The 22000-nt window shown below is 60.1% G+C and carries 21 protein-coding genes; 13 read left to right on the forward strand and 8 right to left on the reverse strand.

Annotated elements, in window-relative coordinates:
* Positions 1-64: 64 nt before the first annotated feature.
* Both R6X40_RS00160 and R6X40_RS00165 read right to left on the reverse strand, forming a co-directional pair.
* Positions 65-637 carry a TetR/AcrR family transcriptional regulator gene (locus R6X40_RS00160; protein WP_318409983.1) on the reverse strand — a complete coding sequence of 191 codons (573 nt, stop codon included), beginning with the start codon at positions 635-637 and terminating at the stop codon, positions 65-67.
* Positions 638-692: 55 nt separating this feature from the next.
* Positions 693-1355, reverse strand: coding sequence for a TetR family transcriptional regulator (locus tag R6X40_RS00165; protein WP_318409984.1), 663 nt, complete (start codon positions 1353-1355; stop codon positions 693-695).
* A 111-nt stretch (positions 1356-1466) separates the two neighbouring features.
* On the opposite strand from R6X40_RS00165, the gene R6X40_RS00170 reads away from it, so the two are divergent.
* Complete coding sequence (locus R6X40_RS00170) at positions 1467-2297, forward strand: NAD(P)H-binding protein (protein WP_412178315.1); 831 nt, start codon at positions 1467-1469, stop codon at positions 2295-2297.
* Complete coding sequence (locus R6X40_RS00175; RefSeq protein WP_318411238.1) at positions 2297-2779, forward strand: DUF1772 domain-containing protein; 483 nt, start codon at positions 2297-2299, stop codon at positions 2777-2779. Before R6X40_RS00170 ends, R6X40_RS00175 begins: the two co-directional genes overlap by 1 nt.
* 9 nt (positions 2780-2788) lie before the next feature.
* Here the strand turns inward: R6X40_RS00175 and R6X40_RS00180 are convergent, their stop codons facing one another.
* On the reverse strand, positions 2789-3628 hold the full coding sequence (locus R6X40_RS00180; RefSeq protein WP_318411239.1) for a DMT family transporter: 840 nt from the start codon (positions 3626-3628) through the stop codon (positions 2789-2791).
* A gap of 232 nt (positions 3629-3860) precedes the next feature.
* On the opposite strand from R6X40_RS00180, the gene R6X40_RS00185 reads away from it, so the two are divergent.
* On the forward strand, positions 3861-4751 hold the full coding sequence (locus R6X40_RS00185) for a LysR family transcriptional regulator (protein ID WP_318409987.1): 891 nt from the start codon (positions 3861-3863) through the stop codon (positions 4749-4751).
* 91 nt (positions 4752-4842) lie between these two features.
* On the opposite strand, the gene R6X40_RS00190 is transcribed toward R6X40_RS00185, so the two are convergent.
* Entirely contained in the window at positions 4843-6069 is a 1227-nt protein-coding gene (locus R6X40_RS00190) for an ROK family transcriptional regulator (protein ID WP_318409989.1), read from the reverse strand.
* Between the two features lie 235 nt (positions 6070-6304).
* Here R6X40_RS00190 and R6X40_RS00195 point away from each other — a divergent pair, with 235 nt between their 5' ends.
* The 8 genes from R6X40_RS00195 to R6X40_RS00230 all read left to right on the forward strand — a co-directional run bounded on the left by R6X40_RS00195 (position 6305) and on the right by R6X40_RS00230 (position 14532).
* Entirely contained in the window at positions 6305-7543 is a 1239-nt protein-coding gene (locus R6X40_RS00195) for an extracellular solute-binding protein (RefSeq protein WP_318409991.1), read from the forward strand.
* A gap of 108 nt (positions 7544-7651) precedes the next feature.
* Complete coding sequence (locus R6X40_RS00200) at positions 7652-8536, forward strand: sugar ABC transporter permease (protein ID WP_318409993.1); 885 nt, start codon at positions 7652-7654, stop codon at positions 8534-8536.
* Entirely contained in the window at positions 8536-9381 is an 846-nt protein-coding gene (locus R6X40_RS00205) for a carbohydrate ABC transporter permease (RefSeq protein WP_318409995.1), read from the forward strand. The genes R6X40_RS00200 and R6X40_RS00205 overlap by 1 nt, the downstream gene beginning before the upstream one ends.
* Before the next feature lie 2 nt (positions 9382-9383).
* Positions 9384-10400, forward strand: coding sequence for an SIS domain-containing protein (locus tag R6X40_RS00210; protein ID WP_412178292.1), 1017 nt, complete (start codon positions 9384-9386; stop codon positions 10398-10400).
* A 1-nt stretch (position 10401) separates the two neighbouring features.
* Positions 10402-11337, forward strand: coding sequence for a PfkB family carbohydrate kinase (locus R6X40_RS00215; RefSeq protein WP_318409999.1), 936 nt, complete (start codon positions 10402-10404; stop codon positions 11335-11337).
* On the forward strand, positions 11334-12413 hold the full coding sequence (locus tag R6X40_RS00220; protein ID WP_318410001.1) for a sn-glycerol-3-phosphate ABC transporter ATP-binding protein UgpC: 1080 nt from the start codon (positions 11334-11336) through the stop codon (positions 12411-12413). The genes R6X40_RS00215 and R6X40_RS00220 overlap by 4 nt, the downstream gene beginning before the upstream one ends.
* 263 nt (positions 12414-12676) lie before the next feature.
* Positions 12677-13774 (forward strand): glycosyltransferase family 4 protein, encoded by a 1098-nt coding sequence (locus tag R6X40_RS00225; protein WP_318410003.1) that lies wholly within the window; start codon positions 12677-12679, stop codon positions 13772-13774.
* A complete protein-coding gene (locus tag R6X40_RS00230; protein WP_412178294.1) occupies positions 13771-14532 on the forward strand; it encodes a polysaccharide deacetylase family protein in 762 nt (253 codons plus the stop codon). Before R6X40_RS00225 ends, R6X40_RS00230 begins: the two co-directional genes overlap by 4 nt.
* Positions 14533-14539: 7 nt before the next feature.
* On the opposite strand, the gene R6X40_RS00235 is transcribed toward R6X40_RS00230, so the two are convergent.
* A complete protein-coding gene (locus R6X40_RS00235; RefSeq protein WP_318410004.1) occupies positions 14540-15370 on the reverse strand; it encodes an MBL fold metallo-hydrolase in 831 nt (276 codons plus the stop codon).
* Positions 15371-15597: 227 nt separating this feature from the next.
* Between R6X40_RS00235 and R6X40_RS00240 the strand changes: the two genes are divergently transcribed.
* Positions 15598-17376: a metallophosphoesterase gene (locus tag R6X40_RS00240; RefSeq protein ID WP_318410006.1), complete on the forward strand. Its 1779-nt coding sequence runs from the start codon at positions 15598-15600 to the stop codon at positions 17374-17376.
* Here R6X40_RS00240 and R6X40_RS00245 read toward each other — a convergent pair.
* From R6X40_RS00245 to R6X40_RS00255, 3 genes are all read right to left on the reverse strand, one after another.
* Positions 17373-17834, reverse strand: a complete 462-nt coding sequence (locus R6X40_RS00245; RefSeq protein ID WP_318411243.1) for a cyclic nucleotide-binding domain-containing protein — start codon at positions 17832-17834, stop codon at positions 17373-17375. The two genes, R6X40_RS00240 and R6X40_RS00245, sit on opposite strands and share 4 nt — an antisense overlap.
* 123 nt (positions 17835-17957) lie before the next feature.
* Positions 17958-20675 carry an ABC transporter ATP-binding protein gene (locus R6X40_RS00250; protein ID WP_318410008.1) on the reverse strand — a complete coding sequence of 906 codons (2718 nt, stop codon included), beginning with the start codon at positions 20673-20675 and terminating at the stop codon, positions 17958-17960.
* A gap of 8 nt (positions 20676-20683) precedes the next feature.
* Positions 20684-21283 carry a hypothetical protein gene (locus R6X40_RS00255; RefSeq protein ID WP_318410010.1) on the reverse strand — a complete coding sequence of 200 codons (600 nt, stop codon included), beginning with the start codon at positions 21281-21283 and terminating at the stop codon, positions 20684-20686.
* A gap of 38 nt (positions 21284-21321) precedes the next feature.
* On the opposite strand from R6X40_RS00255, the gene R6X40_RS00260 reads away from it, so the two are divergent.
* Complete coding sequence (locus tag R6X40_RS00260) at positions 21322-21999, forward strand: class I SAM-dependent methyltransferase (protein ID WP_318410011.1); 678 nt, start codon at positions 21322-21324, stop codon at positions 21997-21999.
* Position 22000 lies beyond the last annotated feature (1 nt).

A 22000-nucleotide genomic window follows, 5' to 3' on the forward strand; every position in this document is an offset into this window, starting at 1 on the left:
TCCTTTCGGTGTTGAATGTATTGAATGAGTACGCACTCATTTTTTCCGCAAAAATAAGGCGCGTTTATCGTGCCGAGATCGCGCCCCAAAACGCGTCGAAACCCGAACGCTTATAGGTTTCCGTCTCAGCCGGATCGCGAGCGATATGCTCGAGAACCAGTTCCGTCAGCGACTCAAGAATGCCGCCGATGAAAGCCACCGGCTGCTGGCGGAGGACACCGGAAGCAAAGCCTTCGTTCAGCATCGCCTCCATATCGCTAAACCCTTCGGCTCCCGTCTTGCGGGTCTGTTCGGTGATCTTGTCCGAAACGGTCAGCTGGCGCATGGCCTTGCGTTTTGCCGGGCTGGTTGCGCCCCAGTCGATCGAGCGATCCCAGAGATGGCGGCAGCGATCCTTGACGCTGGCACCGGCGGGATAACCGGTGATCAGCACGTTGCGGAACCCCGCCTTCAAGGAGAGATAGAGCTGGTTCAGCAAATCATCCTTGTTGGTAAAGTAGGTAAACAGCGACCCTTCCGCCACGCCCGCATCCTTGGCGATCCTTGCGGTCGAGGCGCCGAGACCGAGCGCAGCGACAGCTTCCGTCGCGGCGGTCAGGATGGCGTTGCGCTTGTCTTCGCTAAGGGGGCGGGCCAAAGATCATTCCAATGAGTGAGTACATGCTCAGTTATAGTGATTTTGCGTGCGGAAGTCAAGACGTGGCGTGGCCCGTGCGGGGTGCCGGCTCGAAACTTTGATAGGCCATGTGCTTGTAAGCCTCGACCAGCGCGCGGCCTTCCGTCTCTCCGGTGGAGATCGCCAGCCGCATGACACATTCGCCGAAATACATCACCAGCAGGGCCGAAACCTGAAGCCTCTCACGGCTTTCATTCGGCAGCGCCCGGCTCATGGCGGCAGCAAGCAGGGTGGCATTTTCCCGGCTTTCGGCCAGTTCGATGTCGCGCAGCGCCTTGTCCGCCTGCATGGCGGACCAGATATCGCGCATGACGGGTTCGGCCAGGAATATCTCGTAATATTCGTCGATCAGCACCGAAAAGGCCTGCCGCAGATCATCGGTCGTTTTCACATGGGCGAGACCATCGGCGATGCAGGTGCGCGAGACTGCGTTGTAGCGCTCGGCGATCGTGCGAACCACCGCCGCCTTGTCGGGAAAATACTGGTAGAGCGAGCCGATCGAGATGCCGCTCAGTTCGGCAAGCTCGCTCATCCGCATCGTATCGCTGCCGCGCTCGGCAATAAGGCGGCAGGCGCTGGCGAGAATGTGTTCGACCCGTTCGCGGCTGCGCTTCTGCGTCGGTGATTTGCGCATCGCCCCATCGTCCTCAGAGGCTGGCGAGGCGGCTGTCTGGTCCACGGCCAAGGTCTGTCCTTTCGATATTTCTCTTGACCATCAAAATACGAGGGTTTATCACATTTGGCAAATGTGAGTATTGCTCATATTTTAGAAATCAACGGGAGCGGGATGATGCGCAGCGAAACGATTTTGATTCTGGGTGGCAATGGCAAGACCGGCCGCCGTGTAGCGGAGCGTCTGACGGCAAAGGGAAAAGACGTGCGGCTTGCGTCGCGGTCGACGGTCCCGGCGTTCGACTGGACCGATCCGTCGGGCTGGGCAGCGGCCCTTGAAGGCGCCGATGCAGCCTATATCAGCTATCAGCCGGACCTCGCGGTTCCGGGGGCTGTCGAGGCAATCGGGACGTTGGCGCGGCTGGCAATCGAGAAGGGCGTCAAACATCTGATCCTGCTCTCGGTGCGTGGAGAAGACGAAGCTCTGGCGGCCGAAGAGGCATTGAAACACTCTGGCGTTGCCTACACCATTATCCGCGCCAGCTGGTTCTTCCAGAATTTCAGCGAGGCCTTCCTGCTGGAGGGCATTCAGGCTGGCGAACTGATCCTGCCGGTCGGGGATGTGCGGGACCCATTTATCGATGCCGATGATATCGCCGATGTTGCGGTTGCCGCCTTGACGGAGCCGGGGCATGCCGCAACGACCTATGAGGTGACGGGGCCGCGCCTGATGACATTTGGCGGGGCTGTAGCCGAGATCGCCCGGCAGACGGGACGTGATATCCGCTTCACGACGGTCGAGATCGGCGACTATGTTGCCATGCTGGAGGAGGCGCAGATTCCGGCTGACGACATCTGGCTGATACGTTACCTGTTCACCAGCGTTCTCGACGGCCGCAACCAGAGCGTGACCGATGGCGTTGTCCAGGCGCTTGGCCGTCCGCCGCGCGACTTTGCCGATTTTGTGCGTAAAACGGCTGCAACCGGTGTCTGGGAGAACCTGAAATGATTGCCGCACTTTTTCCCTGGCTGATCTTTTCAGCGGCACTCGGGGCCGGGCTCAATGCGGGCCTGTTCTTTATCTTCTCGGTTTGCATCATGGGGGCGCTTGCGCGTCTGCCGGCCGAGCAAGGCATCGCAGCGATGCAGGCGATCAACGTCGTGATCCTCAATCCCTGGTTCATGCTGGCCTTCATGGGGACGGCGGTGTTGGCGCTTATCCTCGTTGCCGGCGGCGTCCTCTACGGCGGTCCGGCGCGCTTCTATCTGATCGCTGGCGGGCTGTTGTTTCTCGGCGGGGTGGTCCTGGTGACGATGATCGTCAATGTGCCGATGAACAACGCGCTCGAAGCGTTGCAGCCGGGCAGCGATGAAGCCGCCAGGCTGTGGTCATCGACCTATCTCGTCGACTGGGTTCGGTGGAACCATGTGCGGACGCTGTCATCGACCGGCGCATTGGGCTGCTTCGTCATGGCCTTTCGGGCAGTCTGAATGTCAGTTTTATGCCCGCGAAGTCATCCAGACGCCAGCAAGGGTTATCGCGAGGCCGATGAACATTGCCATTGTCAGAGGTTCTGAAAACATCGCCCACGCCCATAACATTGTGACAGGTGGGCTCAGGTAAATAGCGGAGCTGACTTTCGCCACCGGGAACATGCGCAGGCTCGTGTAATAGACGGAATATGCGCCGAAGGTCGCAATGAAAACCAACCACACCATTCCAATGGCGAAGTTTTGCGTCAGAGGCGGAGCCAGATCACCCTGGAACGTTGCGCATAGACCAAACAGGAGGGAGCCGGTCAGGCTATGCACGCAGAGGCTCTGATGCACGGGCATGTGCTTCGTTCGCCGCCACCGAAACAGAACCGAGGCGAGCGCGAAGACCAGCATCGAGCCCACGGTCGCTCCATATGCCCATAACGGGGCTGTTCCAAAGCTCAGACTATCGACGGATACGATAAGTACGCCAACCACTGCGGTCGCCGTTCCCAACCATTGGCGCGGGCTCAGCCGTTCTCCCAGAACGGGCTGGGACAAGGCGGCAATCGCCAGCGGAATGAGGTCGGCGATGAGGGCGACAAGCCCTGTCGGCACATGCTGTTCTATGGCGAGTGCAAAGCCGCCCAGATAGAGGAAGACCGACATCACACCGAACAGCATCTGCTCGACTATGCCGCGCAACCGCATGCGAGGGCCGATGGCCAGGGCGAAGGGAAGAAGGATCAAGCCCGACAACAATGTACGCCAGAACAGGACGAGGGTGACGCTTGCTTCTTCACTGGCGTAACGAATGCCGACGAAACCGGAACTCCATCCGATAACCAGCAAGGTCGCCATCATGGGCCATAGGTAACGACGCTGGCTTAGAGCAGTCTGAGGCAGGATTTGATCGGGCACAGGGTTCTCGCATGAGTATCGGTTGCCCATCAGCCCATAGAACGTAATCGTTCAATTCACACATGACAAAAACTAATCGAGACATGACAATCAATTCTCAATGGTCATTGCGTGTTGCAAAATTTCACCCTCTGCCGCATGGTGTCGGTTCTTTGCAGCCAACATCAACAGGCCGATGATCGACTTCAACAACCGGCGTTTGGAAATCGACTCGTTGCGGGCACTATGGGCGATCCGCCATCATGGCGGCGTTACCCGGGCGGCCGAAGCACTGGGCCTTTCACAATCGGCAGTAAGCCACAAGATCAAGCGGTTGGAGACCAGTCTTGGCTGCAACCTCCTCCATCGCAAACCCGGCGCGCCGATGTTTACGGGGGCTGGAGAGGACTTGCTCGACTATGCCGGCCGTATCATCGGTCTGCATGACGAAGCACTTTTGAGTTTGTCCAGAACCACCCTTGCGGGGCGGATTGCACTTGGGCTGACCGAGGACACGACATGCTCCGATCTTGCCCGGATTCTTGGGCGGTTTCACCGCCTGCATCCGGCCGTCTCTGTTCGCACCAAGGTCCGCATGAGCCTCGTCCTCCGCGCAATGCTGGAACGCGGGGAACTCGACGCCGCGATCATGCAGGTCTTTGCCCACGACGTCCGTCCGAGCGATCTGGTTCTTTTCAAGGAAAAACTTCATTGGGTAAAACACCCGAATTTTTCCCTGCCACAAAGCGGTGCCATTCGGTTTTTGTCTTTTGACGATGAATGCTTCTATCGCCAATGGGCACTCGACATCGGACAGGATGACGGGGTGACGCTTGAGACAGTCTTCGAATGTTCGAGCTCGGCCGGAATAATTGCTGCGGTAAGCGCGGGCATGGGCATTGCACTCCTCAACGAGCGCCATCTGCGTTCCGATATGGAGATCATCACCGGCTGCCTGCCAGCACCTCCAGCTTTGACCTATGTCGTTAGGCGCGCAAGAAAAGCCAGAAATCCGGTTCTCGATGCGCTCGTAGCGGAAATTGGCAGCGAAATCAGACGTTACGGTGGACTGAGCATTGCCATTTGAGGCTGATTACTTGAACTGATCGGAATTCACGGGGATGGCCTGCCGGGTCAAGAGCGGGCCGTCAATGTTGCTCGTCAATGCTGCCGCAACGTCAGCTCAGTGCATTGGCCCGTGTCTTCAGGATGGCCGAAAAGCGGGGGTCAAAGGCGCGGCTGATCGGTTCGGCGGCGGCGCCGAGTGCCACGGACCAGGGATCGGTCATGCCCAGCTGCAGGCGCGGTATCGAGCGGCCCGGACGGTTTGCGTTGGACGGAAGCAGGGGGTGGATGGCCTCCAGAAGCTTGCGGGTCAGCGCCTCCGGCCCGGTGGAGCAGAGGATGACAGTCTGGGGATCGAAGATCGTCTCGATAATCTGCACCCCCCAACGCAGTTCCTCGGCGGCCGCATCGATCCACGATACTATCGAAGGATCCCCGGTATTCACCAGCATGTTCAGCCGTTCGGGCAGGCCGGGATCGGACGGGTCGGCGCCGAGATGCTGATAGAGCGAGGCAAGCGACGCGCGATGTTCGAGCGACGTCTGGTCCGCGCGCCGCAGGGTGGGGGGCAGGAGCACCATGCCGATTTCACCGGCATTGCTGTTGGCGCCGGCGTAGAGTTCACCATTCAGAATGAGGCCGGCGCCGATGCCGAAGCCGACATAAAGACAGACGGCATGATCGATGCCATGGGCGGCGCCAACCATGCGCTCGGCGGTGGCGCAGGCGGCGGCGTCGTTCTGCAATGCGACTTCCAGCCCGGTGCCGGCAGCCAGCGTTTCCAGCAGCGGAAAATTCTGCCAGGCGGCCATCATCCACTGATCGTCATTGTCGGTGGCAAGGCCGAAAGGGCCTGGCATGGCAACGCCGAGGCCGACAAGCCGCTTCTCTGCCTGTTCGGCGCTGGCGGCAAGCTCCGTGCGGACGTGCTCGATCAGGTCGAGAATGACCTTGGCGCCATTGGCCGGGCCGCCCGGCGGCAGGTTTGCCTGCGCGCGTACCAGAACGGTGCCGACGAGATCGACCGCGATCGCTCGTGTGACATGCCGGTCGATCTGCAGGCCGATCGCGAATGCCCCGTCCGGAACCAGCCGGTAGGGCGTCGAGGGCTGGCCACGGCCATTGCGTACCGCGGCGAGCGACACCACCAGTCCGTCCCGCTCCAGATCTTCGATAATGTTGGATACGGTCTGTTTGGTGAGCTTGGTCGCCCGGGCGAGATCGGCGCGTGACAATTGCCCGTTCAGCCGCAGCGCATCAATCATGACGCGGCGGTTATGGGCACTGGTGCCCTCTTGATTGGTGCCACTCTTGGCCCGGATCGGTCGCATCTCATTCATCCCGCGAAACCCTCTTGACACCATTAGAATATTGAACAAGAATTAAGTCAAAGCAATTGACTTAATAAAAAGAGCCGAAGAGCTTTTAGGGAACAAACGGCATCAGGGGATCACTCCTAGTGGCCGGACAACACTTCGACAAGGCATGCCGGACACCGCTTGAACGGTTTGCGGAAAGGCACGTGTTTTTGCGGGCCGAGAAGACGACTGCTGTTTCATAATGGAGGGAAAAGATATGTTGAAATCCAAACGTAATGCACTCATGGGGGCCGCTCTGGTCGGCACCTTTTTCGCGACCAATGCCTATGCCGAAACGACGCTCAACGCTTTGTTCATGGCGCAGGCCGCCTATAGCGAGGCCGATGTTCGCGCCATGACCGATGCCTTTGCCAAGGCCAATCCGGACGTCAAGGTCAATCTGGAATTCGTGCCTTACGAAGGTCTGCACGACAAGACCGTGTTGGCGCAGGGCTCCGGCGGCGGCTACGATGTGGTGCTGTTCGACGTGATCTGGCCGGCCGAATATGCCAGCAACAAGGTTCTGGTCGACGTGTCCTCGCGCGTCACCGACGATATGAAAAAGAATGTTTTGCCTGGCGCCTGGACCACAGTTCAGTATGACGGCGCCTATTACGGCATGCCGTGGATCCTCGATACGAAATACCTGTTCTACAACAAGGAAATTCTCGAAAAGGCCGGCATCAAGACGCCGCCGAAGACCTGGGACGAGCTTGCCGAGCAGGCCAAGACCATCAAGGACAAGGGCCTTCTGGCCACCCCGATCGCCTGGAGCTGGTCGCAGGCGGAAGCTGCTGTTTGTGACTACACCACGCTGGTCAGCGCCTATGGCGGCGACTTCCTGAAGGACGGCAAGCCGAACTTCCAGACGGGTGGCGGCCTCGATGCCTTGAAATACATGGTGTCGAGCTATTCGTCGGGTATCTCCAACCCCAATTCCAAGGAATTCCTCGAGGAAGATGTCCGCAAGATTTTTGAAAACGGCGAAGCCGCTTTTGCACTGAACTGGACCTATATGTACAACCTCGCCAATACCGGCAAGGACAGCAAGGTGGCCGGCAAGGTCGGGGTCGTTCCGGCGCCGGGCGTTGCGGGCAAGAGCGAGGTTTCGGCCGTCAACGGCTCGATGGGCCTTGGCGTCACGACGACCAGCAAACATCCGGACGAGGCCTGGAAGTATATTACCTTCATGACCTCGCAGGCCGTGCAGAACCAGTATGCCAAGCTCAGCCTGCCGATCTGGGCGTCGTCCTATGAGGACGCAGCCGTCAGCAAGGATCAGGAAGAGCTGATCGCTGCTGCCAAGCTGTCACTGGCTGCGATGTATCCGCGCCCGACGACGCCGAAGTACCAGGAACTCTCCGTTGCGCTGCAGCAGGCCATTCAGGAAGCGCTGCTTGGACAGACCAGCCCCGAGGATGCCCTGAAGACTGCCGCCGACAATAGCGGTCTCTAAGGCGCTAGGTTTCATCCCTTCGCATCCATCGATCTCCGGGCGGCATTCCTGCCGCCCGGACTTTGTGTCCCCCTTGCATCCCATGATATTTTCAGGAAGAGTTGCCCCATGTCCGGGACATCGATGACCACACGCGCATGGCTGCTGATGCTGCCTCTGCTCGCCGTCATGATCGCCGTCATCGGCTGGCCGCTCGTCGATACCGTCGGGCTTTCCTTCACCGATGCCAAGCTGGTCGGAACCGCTGGCAATTTCGTCGGTATCGACAATTATGTGAAGACGCTTGCCAGCTCCAATTTCCAGCGCACGCTGGTGACCACGACGATCTTTGCCGTCATCTCCGTCTTTGCCGAAATGGTTCTGGGCGTTTTCGCGGCCCTTTTGCTCAATCAGCAATTTTACGGACGCACTGTACTGCGCGGATTGATGATCCTGCCCTGGGCGCTGCCGACCGTCGTCAACGCCACACTCTGGCGGCTGATCTACAATCCGGAATATGGCGCGCTGAATGCAGCTTTGACCCAGATTGGCATGCTCGATGCCTACCGTTCCTGGCTCGGTGAACCCGGCACGGCGCTGGCGTCGCTGATCATCGCCGACTGTTGGAAGAACTTCCCGCTGGTGGCACTGATTGCGCTTGCCGCGCTGCAGGCTGTGCCGCGCGATATCACTGCCGCGTCGCTGGTCGATGGTGCCGGACCCTTTGCCCGCTTCCGGTTTGTCACCTTGCCATACCTGGCCGGTCCGCTGATCGTGGCGCTGGTGCTCAGAACCATCGAAGCGTTCAAAGTGTTTGACATCATCTGGGTGATGACCCGCGGCGGCCCGGCCAACAGCACGCGCACGCTGTCTATCCTTGTCTACCAGGAGGCATTTTCCTTCCAACGAGCGGGTTCCGGTGCTTCGCTGGCGCTGATCGTCACGTTGCTCGTGGCGGTGCTGGCGGCGGCGTATACCGTTCTCGTGCGGCGGACTGCGGGGAGTACGTCATAATGGAACGCAAGAGCTTCCTGTTTTCCTTCTTCCTCCACGCCTGCGCGTTGTTGCTTGCTGTGATCATCCTTGCGCCGGTGGCCTGGCTGTTCATCATGAGCATTTCGCCGGCCGCCGACCTGACGGCCAAGCCGCTTGTCTGGTGGCCGCAGTCGGTCGATTTCTCCCGCTATGGCATATTGCTCTCCAGCGTCGAAAACAGCGCGGGTGCCGCCTTTGTCGCTTCGCTGATCAACAGTATCCTGGTCGCTGGCATGGCGACCATCGCAGCTCTGGCGCTTGCCATTCCCGCCGCCTGGGCCGTGTCGCGCACGCCATCCGTCGGCTGGTCGCTCTACATGGTGATTGCGACCTATATGCTGCCGCCGGTGGCACTGGCCGTGCCGCTCTATTTCGGTCTTGCGCATCTCGGCCTGCTCAACAGCGTTTTCGGGCTGGCGCTTGTCTATCTGACCATCCTTGCACCGTTCACCACCTGGCTGATGAAGTCCGGCTTCGATGCCATACCCAAGGAGATCGAGGCGGCGGCGATGATGGACGGGGCCGGGCTGTTTGCCACCTTGCGGATCATCACCTTGCCGCTGGCAGCACCTGTCATGGCGACATCGGCTCTGTTTGCCTTCCTGCTGGCGTGGGATGAGTTCTTCTACGCGTTGCTGTTCACCTCGGACCTGCGCGCGAAAACACTCACCGTTGCCATCGCCGATCTCGCTGGTGGCCGCGTTTCCGATTATGGACTGATCGCCACGGCGGGCGTGCTTGCCGCCCTGCCGCCCGTGGTGATTGGTCTTGTCATGCAACGGGCTCTGATTTCCGGGCTCACCAGCGGCGGCGTCAAGGGATGACCATGACTTCAAACGATGAGCGCCCGATCGGGCTTCAGGCGATCGATCGCGAAATGGCCCGGCAGAATGCCGATGCCATCGCGTCTTTCGAAGGGAATGCCGGCATGGCGGCAAAGGCCGCCGCATCGATGCGATCGACCGGCCGCGTGCTGCTGCTTGGCATGGGGGGCTCGCACGCCGTCAACAGGGCGGTCGAGCCGCTTTACCGGGCGCTTGGCATCGAGGCGATCGCCATCACCCTGTCGGAACATCTGGGCGAGCCGCTGTCAATCGACGGGCGTTCGGTGCTGATCACGTCGCAATCGGGAGAGAGCGCCGAAGTCGTTCGCTGGTTTACCGAGACCGGCGGTAACGCGGACACATTCGGCCTGACGCTGGAGGGGACTTCCTTTCTGGCGAAAACGGCGCCTTGCCTTGTCGGTGCGGGTGGCACGGAGCTGGCCTTTGCCGCGACGCGCAGCCTGACGGTCAGTTTTGCGCTGCATCTGGCCATCCTTTCCGCGTTGGGTGAGGATTCAGCACCAGCGCTGGCCGTGCTCTCAGCCCCTGCGACCAACGCTATCGCCGCAGCGCTTGCTGCCTTTGAAGATGTCGCGACCGTGGTGACGTCCGGCCGCCGTCTGCAGGGCCTGGCGGAAGCACTGGCGCTGGGCTTGACCGAACTTTCGCGCTACCCCTGCTTTTCGCTGGAGGGCGGACAGCTTCGGCATGGTCCGATGGAAATGCTGGGACCGAAGGTCGGTGTCGTGCTCTTCCGCGGCAATGATGCAACCGCCGACCTGGTGACCGCGATGGCCGTATCTGTCGTTGAGACCGGGGCGCCTGTCGTCGTGTTCGACGCATCAGGTCAGCCCCCGGTGGAGGGAACGACGACGATCGGCTTTGCGCCGGCGACGGGGCTCGCGGCGATCTTCTCGATGCTGCCGGTTGCCCAGCGCTTCATGATTGCCTTTGCAGAAGCCCGCGTCGACAATGCCGGAACCCCGGTGCGTTCCACCAAGATCACCCGGAGCGAATGACATGCGCCCGCTTGCCGTGATCGGAAACGTCAATGTCGACCTGATCCTCGGGCCGGCCGAGCCCTGGCCGAAGGCGGGCACCGAGATCATTGTCGATCATGACGAATTGCGCGTCGGTGGTTCGGCTGGCAATTCGGCACTTGCCTGGAAAGCCCTAGGGGTCGATTTCGATATCGCCGCCAATACCGGCACCGACGAGTTCGGCCGCTGGCTGCGCGAAGCGTTTGGCCATCGGGCGGAAAAATGGCCGGTCCGGCCGGAGGGGACGACCCTTTCGGTCGGCATAACCCATCCCGACGGCGAGCGTACGTTCTTTACGACGCGCGGTCACCTGCCGCGGTTTTCGCTCGATTGCGTGTTTGCTGCTCTCGACGGAGCACGCCTGTCCGGCGGCTACGCATTGCTCTGCGGCTCCTTCCTGACCGACGATCTGACGGCGGCTTATCCCTCTCTGTTCGATTGGGCCGATCATCATAAAATTACATTGGCGCTCGACACCGGCTGGCCGCTCGACGGCTGGACGGAGAAAAACCGCCAGGCGACGCGTGACTGGCTGTCACGATGCGGCTGCGCCCTGCTCAACGAAGTGGAATCGACAACGCTTTCCGGCCTCACCGATCCCGCTGAGGCCGCCCGCGAACTGAAGCGCCATATGCGGGAGGACGCCATTGTCGTCGTCAAGCGCGGACCGGACGGAGCGCTCGCCATCGGTGTCGATGGCGAGCTCGTGTCTGCGGCGGCACCCGGCGTCGAGGTCGTCGATACGATCGGTGCTGGCGATGTCTTCAATGCGGCTTTCCTTGCAGCCCTTGCCGAAGGCCAGCCGCTGCAGAACTGTTTGCACGCTGGAACCACTGTCGCCTCGCGCGCCATTTCTACGCTTCCCCGCAGCTATGGCGGCCCGTTGGTGGCCGCGACCGGAGAGACCGCACCATGAGCGCGCTCGAAATCGAAAATATCCGCAAGACCTATGGCGCACTCGAAACCTTGAAGGGCATCGATATCTCGCTGGAAAGCGGCGAGTTCCTGGTGCTGCTTGGATCATCGGGATGCGGCAAGTCGACCTTGCTCAACATTATCGCAGGACTTGCCGAGGCATCGGGTGGCGATATCCGGATCGGTGGACGCTCGATCCTCGGCGTGCATCCGAAGGACCGCGACATCGCCATGGTCTTCCAGTCCTACGCGCTCTATCCGAACCTCACAGTTCATCGCAACATCGGCTTCGGGCTGGAGATGCGCAAGGTGCCTGCGGCAGAGCGTGAAAAGGCCGTGCAGGAAACGGCCAAGCTGCTGCAGATCGAGAATTTGCTGGACCGCAAGCCAGGCCAGCTTTCCGGCGGCCAGCGCCAGCGCGTTGCGATCGGCCGGGCGCTGGTGCGCAAGCCACAGGTCTTCCTGTTTGACGAACCGCTCTCCAACCTCGACGCCAAGCTGCGCATGGAGACCCGGACCGAGCTGAAGCGGTTGCACCAGATGCTCGGCACGACGATCGTCTACGTCACCCATGACCAGATCGAGGCGATGACGCTGGCGACGCGGATTGCTGTCATGCGCAACGGCAAGATCGAGCAGCTCGGCACGCCGGAAGAGGTCTATGACCATCCGGCCACGCTCTATGTTGCCGGTTTCGTCGGCTCACCGCCGATGAACGTGCTGGATGGTGTGGCCACGGGCGAGGGCGTCCAGTTGGATGGATCGGGCGCAGTCATCGCCTTGCCGGCGCGGCTCAAGAATGCGGCTGCGGCGGGACGGCGGGTCAAGCTCGGTGTTCGCCCGGAGGCACTTCAGCTGGCCTCTGGCATGGCCGAAAGCCCTTTGCTGGAGGTCGAGATCGAGGTTGTCGAATTGACCGGCCCGGAACTGGTGGTGACCGGCCGGGTCAGCGGACAGCGGGTGACCGCATGCCTGCCGCCGCGCACCAAGCTGACGGTCGGCATGAAGCAGGCTTTTGGTTTTGATGACGATGCGCTGCATCTGTTTGACACGCAGACAGAGCTGGCGTTGGGCTGACCGGATCTCCCGGCCAGCGCGCTGTTGCCTATGATCCCACGCAGCCGGTTTCGCGGAATGCGTGGGTAAAGCCGTCGATCCTGCCCATGGCATGGAAGGGGGCGTTGTGGATTGATCAGCGCGATGCGTCATCTGTCGAGCTCTGCATTCCCTAATAGCGAGGAGGGGCTTGCGGCTGTCTGATGCAACACTTCGTCTCAGCCGCAAATCGGCTGGGCAGGACTGGTTCACAAGGGCGGTGCTATGTTCTAGAACCGCATCTGATGAAGATCGCTTTCTATAGTCCGCTCAAATCTCCCAATCATCCCGTTCCTTCCGGCGACCGGCTGATGGCGCGCCTGTTGATGGCAGCGCTGGTTAGGGCAGGGCATCAGGTGGAGATCGCTTCGGAGTTGCGGGCTTTCCTCCCGGATGATTCTGCAGATGCGATTGCGGCACGGACAGCAGTGATGGAGGCTGAGCGGGCGCGGCTGTCGGCGCTTTGGCGGGAGCATGGCGCCCCGGATCTCTGGTTTTGCTACCATCCCTATTACAAGGCGCCCGATCTGCTTGGCCCGGGGCTCGCCCGGGAATTCAGCCTGGGTTATGTGACGGCCGAGGCATCCTATTCGGCCCGGCGCAATAAAGGGCTTTGGGCGGAGACGCAGCAACATGTGCTGGATGCCGTGAAGCAGGCGTCGGTGAATATCTGCCTCACCCGACGGGACCGTGATGGACTTGCTACAGCGGCACCCGGCGCGCACCTGGCTTTGCTGCCGCCTTTCATCGACCCGGAACTGTTTCTCGAAAAACAGCCGAAGCCTGAACCCGGACGATTGATCACCGTGGCGATGATGCGGTCCGGCGACAAGATGGACAGCTATGTCATGCTGGCCGATGCGCTGTCGCGGCTGACGCATCTGCCGTGGCAATTGTCCGTTGTCGGTGATGGTCCACGTGCCGCCGATGTGCGGGCGCTGTTTGCCGGGTTCGAGAAAGACCGGATCATCTGGCATGGTCAACAGCCGGCAACTGAAGTCGCCAATCTTCTATCCCAATCAGCGCTCTATGTCTGGCCGGGTTGCGGTGAAGCTTATGGTCTTGCCTATCTCGAAGCGCAGGCCGCAGGTCTGCCCGTTGTTGCGCAGGAGATTGCCGGAGTGCCGGAAGTGGTGATGCACGGCCAGACGGGTCTCTTGACACCACCGGGTGATGTCGATGCCTACGCGCAGATGATCGAGCGGTTGCTGACAGATGATGATGAACGGATGGCGCTTGCCCGCTTGGCCCGGTGCTTTGCAGGCGAGGAGCGCTCGCTCGACCACGCGGCGGTGCGGTTGGACGCCATTCTCAACGAGTACATAAAAATGGGCACGGCATGATGGATGAATTCAAAGCAACGATTGGTGGCGAGCTGGATCGCTGGCAGCAGGCGGGCAAGGTTGCGCAGTTCTGGTTGCGGGATGATGATGCCGTCGAGCCGACCGCGCCGCTTGACCGGTTGCTGGATTTATCAGCGGCGTTTTCCGTGCCGCTGACCTTGGCGGTTGTTCCGGCTCACACCGGTGAGCCGCTCGCCGATAGGCTGCGGCGGGAACCATTGTGCTCCGTCGCAGTGCATGGCTGGTCGCACCGGAACTATGCAGGTCCTGATGAAAAGAAGCAGGAGTTGGGCCGTCACCGCCCGGCGGCTGACGTTCTCGGCGAGTTGAAAGATGGTTTTGATCGTCTTGCCGAACTGCACGGCGAACGGTTCGTGCCGATGCTGGTGCCGCCGTGGAACCGGATTGACACTGCGCTGTTGCAGCAATTGGCCGGGCTCGGTTATCAAGCACTCTCGGTGTACGGCCCCGAAACGCCGGCCGCATTGCCGCTGATCAATGCGCATGTGGACGTGATGGACTGGCATGGGACGCGGGGAGGGCGTGACCCCCTGGCGCTGGCTGGCGAGATCGCCGCGCGTTTGCGGTTCATGTTCGATCATGGCGGCACGATGGGGCTTTTGACCCATCATCTGGTTCATGACGAAGCCGTCTGGGATTTCATGAGTGTGCTGTTCAAGGTGACGGCGGATCATCCTGCCTGCCGTTGGACACCGGTTGCGGATATCCTGCGAACACAGCAAGTGTCAGACGGATAAGACTGTCTCAGAGATCGATGATCTGGCCGTCGCGGGCGGTGATGGCGCCGTTGAATTCCCGAGCGGCGAGCCGCTGGATTTCATCGAGTTCGATGTCGGTGCGCAGTGGCGAATGATGAATGAAAGCCACCTGCTTGGCTTTCGCTGTCTTGGCGAGCCGGATGCCCTGCTGCCAGGAGGAGTGGCCATAGCCGACATGGCGGTGCATCTCGTCGTCGGTATACATGCAATCGTAGAGGAAGAGATCGGCACCATCGATCAGGTCGAGCACGGCCGGATCGAGTGTGCCGGGCTTGTGTTCGGTATCGGTGATCAGCGCCACCGCGCGCCCACCCCATTCGACGCGGTAACCGATTGCGCCGCCTGGATGGTTGAGACTGCCGGTGCGGATCGTCACGCCAGGATAAGGAACCAGCGCGTCGCCGGAGCGAAAATCGCGACAGTTGATGGAGGCGCGGCAGATATCCGGCTCGACCGGGAACCATGGCGGCCGCATGAATTCGCCGATCATCTGCCGGGTGGACATGCGCCCAGCCAGATGCCCGGACCACAATGTCACTGACGCATGCGGATCAAACAGCGCCGGCAGATAGGGCAAGCCAACGATATGATCGTAATGGCAGTGGGTGAAAAACAGGTTGAAATCGGAAACGCCTTCGGACTTCAGCGCCTGGCCAGCAGGCATCAGGCCGGAGCCGGCATCGAACAATAGCCTATGCGGACCGCATTGCATCTCGATGCAGATGGTGTTGCCGCCATAGTTCTGGAACTCGGCCCCCGAGACCGGGAGGCTGCCACGCACTCCCCATAACCGCACCCGAAACACGTTTTCGTTCACTCTCTCGCCTCAGTCACGGAAAACTACTTTGCCTTTCCGTCTGCAACTGTCCCACTTATTTATTAAGGTCGTCTTTTGTCGTGCTTGATTAACCAAGCCGCATTTCGGCCATGTTAGCTAAACTGGTTGGGTTAAGCGAGACTTCAATTCGCTTTTTCTTTCCACATATGCGAGAGACGGAGAGAAACGAATCCGGTTTGAACGTGCAGACGGAAAATACCGACAGAATGCCGCCCGTAAAGCACCCGCGCATTGCCGTCATAGCCGACGCGCATTTCCATGATCTCTACGCCGATTACGGCTTTCCCGGCATTGTTCAAAATGGCCGGCGGCTGACGTTCAGGCTACTTGCCGATACGGCCCGCTCGACACGCGTTTTCAACGAGAGCTATTTCGCACTCCATCATACACTGGACGATATTGCCGCCCGCGGCATCCGCCATGTGGTTCTGCTCGGCGATTATTCCGATGACGGACAGGTGGAGACCGTCAGGGGCGTCAAGCGCGTGCTTGACAGCTATGCGGCACGGTTCGGCATGCGGTTTTATGCGACTGTTGGCAACCACGATATTTTCGGAGCGGATGGCCGCCACCGGTCCAAACGGTTCCTCAACGCGGACGGTGGCTACAGTATCCTCAGCAGCGATCCGCAACTGCGCGATCGTGGCGCACATGCGGTCATTGCCAGCGAGCTGATGTATTGTCAGGGCTATCCGGGCGGGCTCGATGCCATGGCGGATTTCGGTTTTTACCCACGGCCCGGCGATATCCACTGGGAAACCCCGTTCGGCACGGATGGCGATCCGGCAGCGCGGCTCTATGAGGTCCATTCGCCGGATGGAAAAACCACGCGCAGGCTGATGGACGCCTCCTATCTGGTCGAACCCTTTCCCGGCGTCTGGCTGTTGATGATCGACGCCAATGTTTTCGTGCCCGTCGATGGCGTGACGCCGGGCGAGGAGGGAGATCTTGCCGACAGCACCAGTGCCGGCTGGAATGCGATGCTGGTTCACAAGCGGTTCGTTCTCGACTGGATGGCGGATGTTTCCCGGCGTGCGCGGCTTGGGGGCAAGTGTCTCCTGGCGTTTTCGCACTATCCCGTTCTCGATCCGCTCGATGCGACGGTCGATGACGAGGTGGCACTGCTCGGGGTGACGGGAATGTCGGAGCGCATTCCACAAGCCGCTGTTGCGGAAGCGCTGATCGCGGCTGGCGTCGATATCCATTTCAGCGGGCATCTGCATGTCAATGATACGGCGCAGTACCGCAGCGGCGAACGTTTCCTGACCAATATCGCCATGCCGTCACTTGTCGCTTTCCCCGGCGCCTACAAGGTGCTGACAATCGGCGAACGCAGTTTCGATATCAAGACAGTCGGGATCGACGCGATGTTGCTCGACGACGATTTGCGGCAGGCCTACCGGCTGGAAGTGGTGCCGTCGCGGTTGGAGGCGGGGGGGCTGCTGGAGGTAGAGGACTATGGTGGTTTTCTATACGAGCACATCGGTCATCTGGTCGGCCGCCGTTACCTCAAGCGGGAGTGGCCGAAAAATATCGCGGCGATGATCCGCGGTCTCGATCTCGCCGATCTGGCGACGCTGGGGCTGATTGAAGAACCGGTGGCCGCTGTGGATGCCATGGCAGCAATTGCCGCCGCCCGTGATGACACAGGGCTGCAGCAGCGGCTGGCGGCACGTTTGATCGAACACGGAGCGGACATCAGTTTGCTGCGGGGCATTTCCGCGCTGGCGTTTCTGGCGGACTGGTACCGGGTGCGGATGGGCAGCGAATTGGCGCTGGACTGGATCAGTGCGCAAAAGATAGCGTCCTACCAGGCCGTTGGGCAACTGTTTGCGGATTGCGGCGGTCACGAGTCCGGCGCAGTGCAAACACAGTTTACCCTGATATTCCGGATGTTTACGAAATATATCTCTGGCCTGCCGTCGCGCAATTTCAGCCTCGACCGCACCAGTGGAGCGATCGAGCCGATCCTTGCGAAGGCCTAATCGGCCTTGCGTGCGCGGCTGCGGGCTTCGGACAGTTCGCTTGTCGTGTGGCTGAGACGATCGGCCAGCACACGCATGATCTCGATTGTGATTTCTGGGAAATCGGTGAGCAGCTTGAGGAAATGTTCCTTGCGGATGCGCAGGGCTTCCAGCGGCGTCGTCGTCTGCACGGTTGCAGTTCGCGAGACATCGCAGAGAATGGCGATCTCGCCGACGATGGAATTGGTCTCGACTTCGGCGATCTTGATCGGGCCGGTCGAGGAATCGACCAAGATGTCCGCCTTGCCTGCCAGGACGACATAGGCTGCGTCTCCGGCGTCGCCCTGATGGAAGATCGCTTCGCCCGGATCATAGCTGACACGGTCGGAGGTGAACGCGAGAAGCTTCAGCTTGCCCGGTTCGACATTCGAAAACAGCGGCACGCGCCGCAGCATTTGAACTTCATCCTTCAACAACATAGTCGTGCCCATTCCCCATTTTCTGCCTCCCGGATCATGTGCCGCTGATGGTCACCGGCACTGTCATCGGGAAGATTGCCCCTGCCTGCATCCCCGTCGCACGCATGGACTTCACCATTGATATTATGATGACACAAGCTCCTTAAAGATACCGTTATTCTCGACCAGCGTTGCGTGCGTTCCTTCTTCCACAAGCAAGCCGCGGTCGAAGACAAGCACGCGGTCGAACAGGCTTGCCAGGCCCGTATTGGACAGCACCCAGATCACCGCCGGATCGCGTCCGTCTCTGCGGACCAGCTTGAGGACGTCGCGGACAATCTCGTCCTGCAGACGATGATCGAGGCCAGGCAGCGGCCTGTTGAAGATGTAATACTCCGAACGCCGGATCAGGGCGCGCGCCAGATTGAGTTTCTGGCGCTGTACCGCCGTCAAGCGCTTGCCGCCGGCGCCAAGATTGAAATCGAGGCCGATATCGATGACACGCTCCAGAAGACCGAGCGAATTCAAAAGCGAAGTGACGATGGAACGAATGCGCTTTGATCCGTCGGTATGCTTGTGGCTGATGCGGCCGAACAGAATATTGTCCATCAGGCTTGCTGACGCCAGATAATGTTCCGGATCGTAGCGCTCGATATCGCCACGCATGTTCTCCGGCAGCCCGTCATGGAATTGACGGCGGACATCGACGATCTTCGCCATCAGTTCGTCGGTCAACAGACCGAAACGATGGCGTGGTTCAATATAGCGGAAACTCAGGCGAATGATCTGTCCGCGGTCATCTTCTGATGCCGCGTCAAAGCCCTTGCCTTTCAGCTTTTGCAGCAGCAGCTGGTAATCGGGAATGTCATCCGCCGTCATGAAGGTCAGCTGCTGGAAGAACGGATGATCCGGCGGCAGGTCGGCGAACAGTTCGACCGCATTCTCCGCGATGCTGTAACCCATGTCGAACAGGATACGGTCGAGGCCGGAGCGGCCGACGACAGAGCGAAAATAGGCGTTCTTACCGATGGCCTTGCCAATCAGCGCCGGGCCGGTTGCCGTGCCGAACAAAAGGTTTTCGCCGACCGTCGCCTCGGTATTGTAGGCACCCGGCTCGAACGACACGACGAGGCTGCTGAGGCCTGCCTCTTCCAATTCGTCGCGAAGAGCGTGGCGCATCTCGACGATACCCTCGGCAAGGCCCGGATGATCGTTCGGAGACACGGTGCTGCGCAGGGCAAGGTCGAGAATGTCCTTCGACAACTGAACCGTATCAAGCACGGAGAGAACCGGCGCGAAGAGATCGTCGCTGTTTGTCGCATTGGCAGCGTCGTAGTCGATCCAGTCGCTGTTGACGTCAAAGTCCGGATTTCCGGCCAGCTTCGCCTCGTTGATCTGCCATTTTCGATGCGTTGCACCGGCGCCCTCATAAACGGCTTCCTTCAGCGGAGCATGTTTGAGACCATAAAGCAGGTTGTCGCGCAGGCTGCCGTAGAAGAAATAGGCGTCGGAGGAAACATAGGAGATCGCCCGCCCGGTGACAGATTCAGGCAGCTCCAGCAGGTCGTCGCCGCCCGCCGTTACCTTGCCGCTCTCCGGCCACGTGAGGCGCGCAAACGCTTCCGCCAGCATGTCGCCCCCCCCGGCAGCGCCTCCAACGATCGCAACGGTCTCGCCGGGATGAATCTGGACCGACACGCGCTCCAGAAGTTTGGCACCGCTATCATCGGCAAGCGACAGGTTGACTGCCGCCAGCGGATGTTTCAGCGAGCCCGCGTCCTTGATGGCGATGGCCTGGATGGCCGGGTCTATGGTGTTCTCGACGCTGAATTGCTCGACCACCTGCACATATTTCACCTGGACATCCTGGCGGGTCTGATCCCAGTCAATCAGGTCCTTCAGCGGGCCGGGCAGGTCTTTGTAGGCGCTGATAACGGCGATCAGCTGACCGATATCGAGGCGGCCCTGCAGCGCCAGATAACCGCCGATGCAATAGAACAGGAACGGGGTGAGCTGGGCGAGGAAGTTGTTGATGAACTTGACCAGGAATTTCCACTGGTAGAGGTCATAACGGATCTTGAAAATGCGGCCGAGGCGCGAGGCGATATCGGCGCGCTCGAAATTGGATGTGTCATAGGCGTGGATGGTGCCGATGCCATCGACGATCTCGCTGACCCGGCCAGCCAGTTCGCGAGCGGTGATCTGGCGTTCGCGGCCAAGCACCAGCAGGCGCCGGCGCATACGCGGAATGATGATTGCCTGAACGCCGACCATCACCGCTGCGATCAAACCAAGCCAGGTATTCTGCATGAAGATGAAGAACAGCGCCGTCAGGGCTTGCCCGCCGAGCAGCGCCGGCTGGACGAAAGCATCGCCGGTGAAGCCGCCGAGAGGCTCGACCTCATCCTTGACCATGCTGGAGACTTCCGCGCCCTTCATGCGCTTGAACTGGCCGGGCGGAAAACGCAGAATCCGGTCGACAAGTTCGAAACGGATGCGGCGCAACAGGCGCTCGCCGAGCCGGCCCTTGTAGGTATTGATATAGAACTTGAAGAGGCCGTTGATGATCACCAGCAGCAGGAAAACCATGCTGAGCGCAAACAGCGTCTGCATGCGGGTGAGATCAACCCCGTCAAACAGTGTCACCGTTCCGAGCCATGGCAGGTCGAAACTGATGTTCATGAAAGTTTGGGTGGCGCCCGGCTGGTCGAAACCCTGACCCTGGATTGGCCCGTTAACGATCTGCTTGGGCAGGTCGAACGACAGGAAGTAGGGTATCATCGAGACGGCGACAACCAGAAGGATCCAGAGTTGCTGGCCTCTCGTGTGCGTCCAGATGTAGCGGGCGATGCTTTTTTCCATGGGGAGATTCAACTGGCCGTGTAGCGGGTGTCAAGGACGTAGAAGCGCCGGGCAGCATAGGGCGTTCCGGCGATCTCGGGGTCGTGCAGATGAAGATCGAACTGTCCACGGATCGTCACGGCCGGGCGGCTGACGATATGCGGGACCTGTGATGCGGCGCGTTCCAGTTCAGGGGCATATTCGATGACGACGACTTTTGCATTTTCGATCAGCGAGAACAGCAGGTCGCCGAGTGGGTCCTTGCGGCCGAAAGGTTTCAGCGAGTAGCCGAGCAGAACGAGGCCGTAGCTTCCCGGCTGATAATGATAGTCGATCTGCTGGAACTTGGCCGGAATATGCCGCACATGGCATTGTTTTCCGTTTAGTTCGTTTGCCTCGTAGGCTTCCGTCTTTGGATCGACGGAGGTGACCGACAGCGGATGGTGGGTCAGATAAGGGGTGATTGGCCGGATATGGCCACCGATTTCCAGGACGTGCGGGCAGTCGCGCATGAAGTGGGCGGCAAAGACCTGCCGCATGGTTGCGCCCAGGCCTGCCAGATGCGGTATATCCTTTCCCGCCTCCAGGGGCGGTGAAACGGAGGCGGCATCCTTCAGGTTGACTTGCATTCCTTGCACTCCAGAAAAGTCCAGACTACAACACGCGCATGATGAAAACCACCCGATCAAACGAAGCAAACACAACAGATTGGCACGAAAGTGCCTTCGATATTATCCGCGGTCTGTCCGCCTATACGGGAAGCTCTCTGATAGAAGGCCTTGCGAAAGTTATCGCCAAATATCCGGATGCGGACCTCGGCACGGCCTTCAACCACAAGCAGGTTGGAAGCAAGATATGGGCACGTGAAAAGCTGTTTGAAAGCCTTGGCGGAAAATTTAAACACATCGTCCTGCTCGGCGGCTGGTACGGCGTGCTTCCGGCCATGTGTTTCGACGACAGCCGCTTCGACATCGACCTGTTCGAGAGCATCGACATCGACCCGGACGTCGCGGAAATCGCCGCGACGCTGAATGCCAAGGCCGGCGCGCGTTTTCGCACGACCACCCATGATATGTACACAGTCGACTACAGCACGCGGGGTGCCGATCTCGTCATCAATACCAGTTGCGAACATATTGCCGATCTGCCGGGCTGGCTTGCGCTCCTGCCGCGCGGCACGAAGGTACTGCTGCAGTCGAACGACTATTTCAGCGAACCCACCCACATCAACTGCGTGCCTTCACTTGAAGCGTTCAAGGAACAGACAGCGCTCAGTCATGTGGCTTTTGCGGGCTCGCTGAAAATGAAGAAATACACCCGTTTCATGGTCATCGGCACGGTCTGAA

The sequence above is a fragment of the Rhizobium sp. PL01 genome, assembly GCF_033447125.1.
In the GTDB taxonomy this organism is placed as follows: Bacteria; Pseudomonadota; Alphaproteobacteria; order Rhizobiales; family Rhizobiaceae; genus Pararhizobium.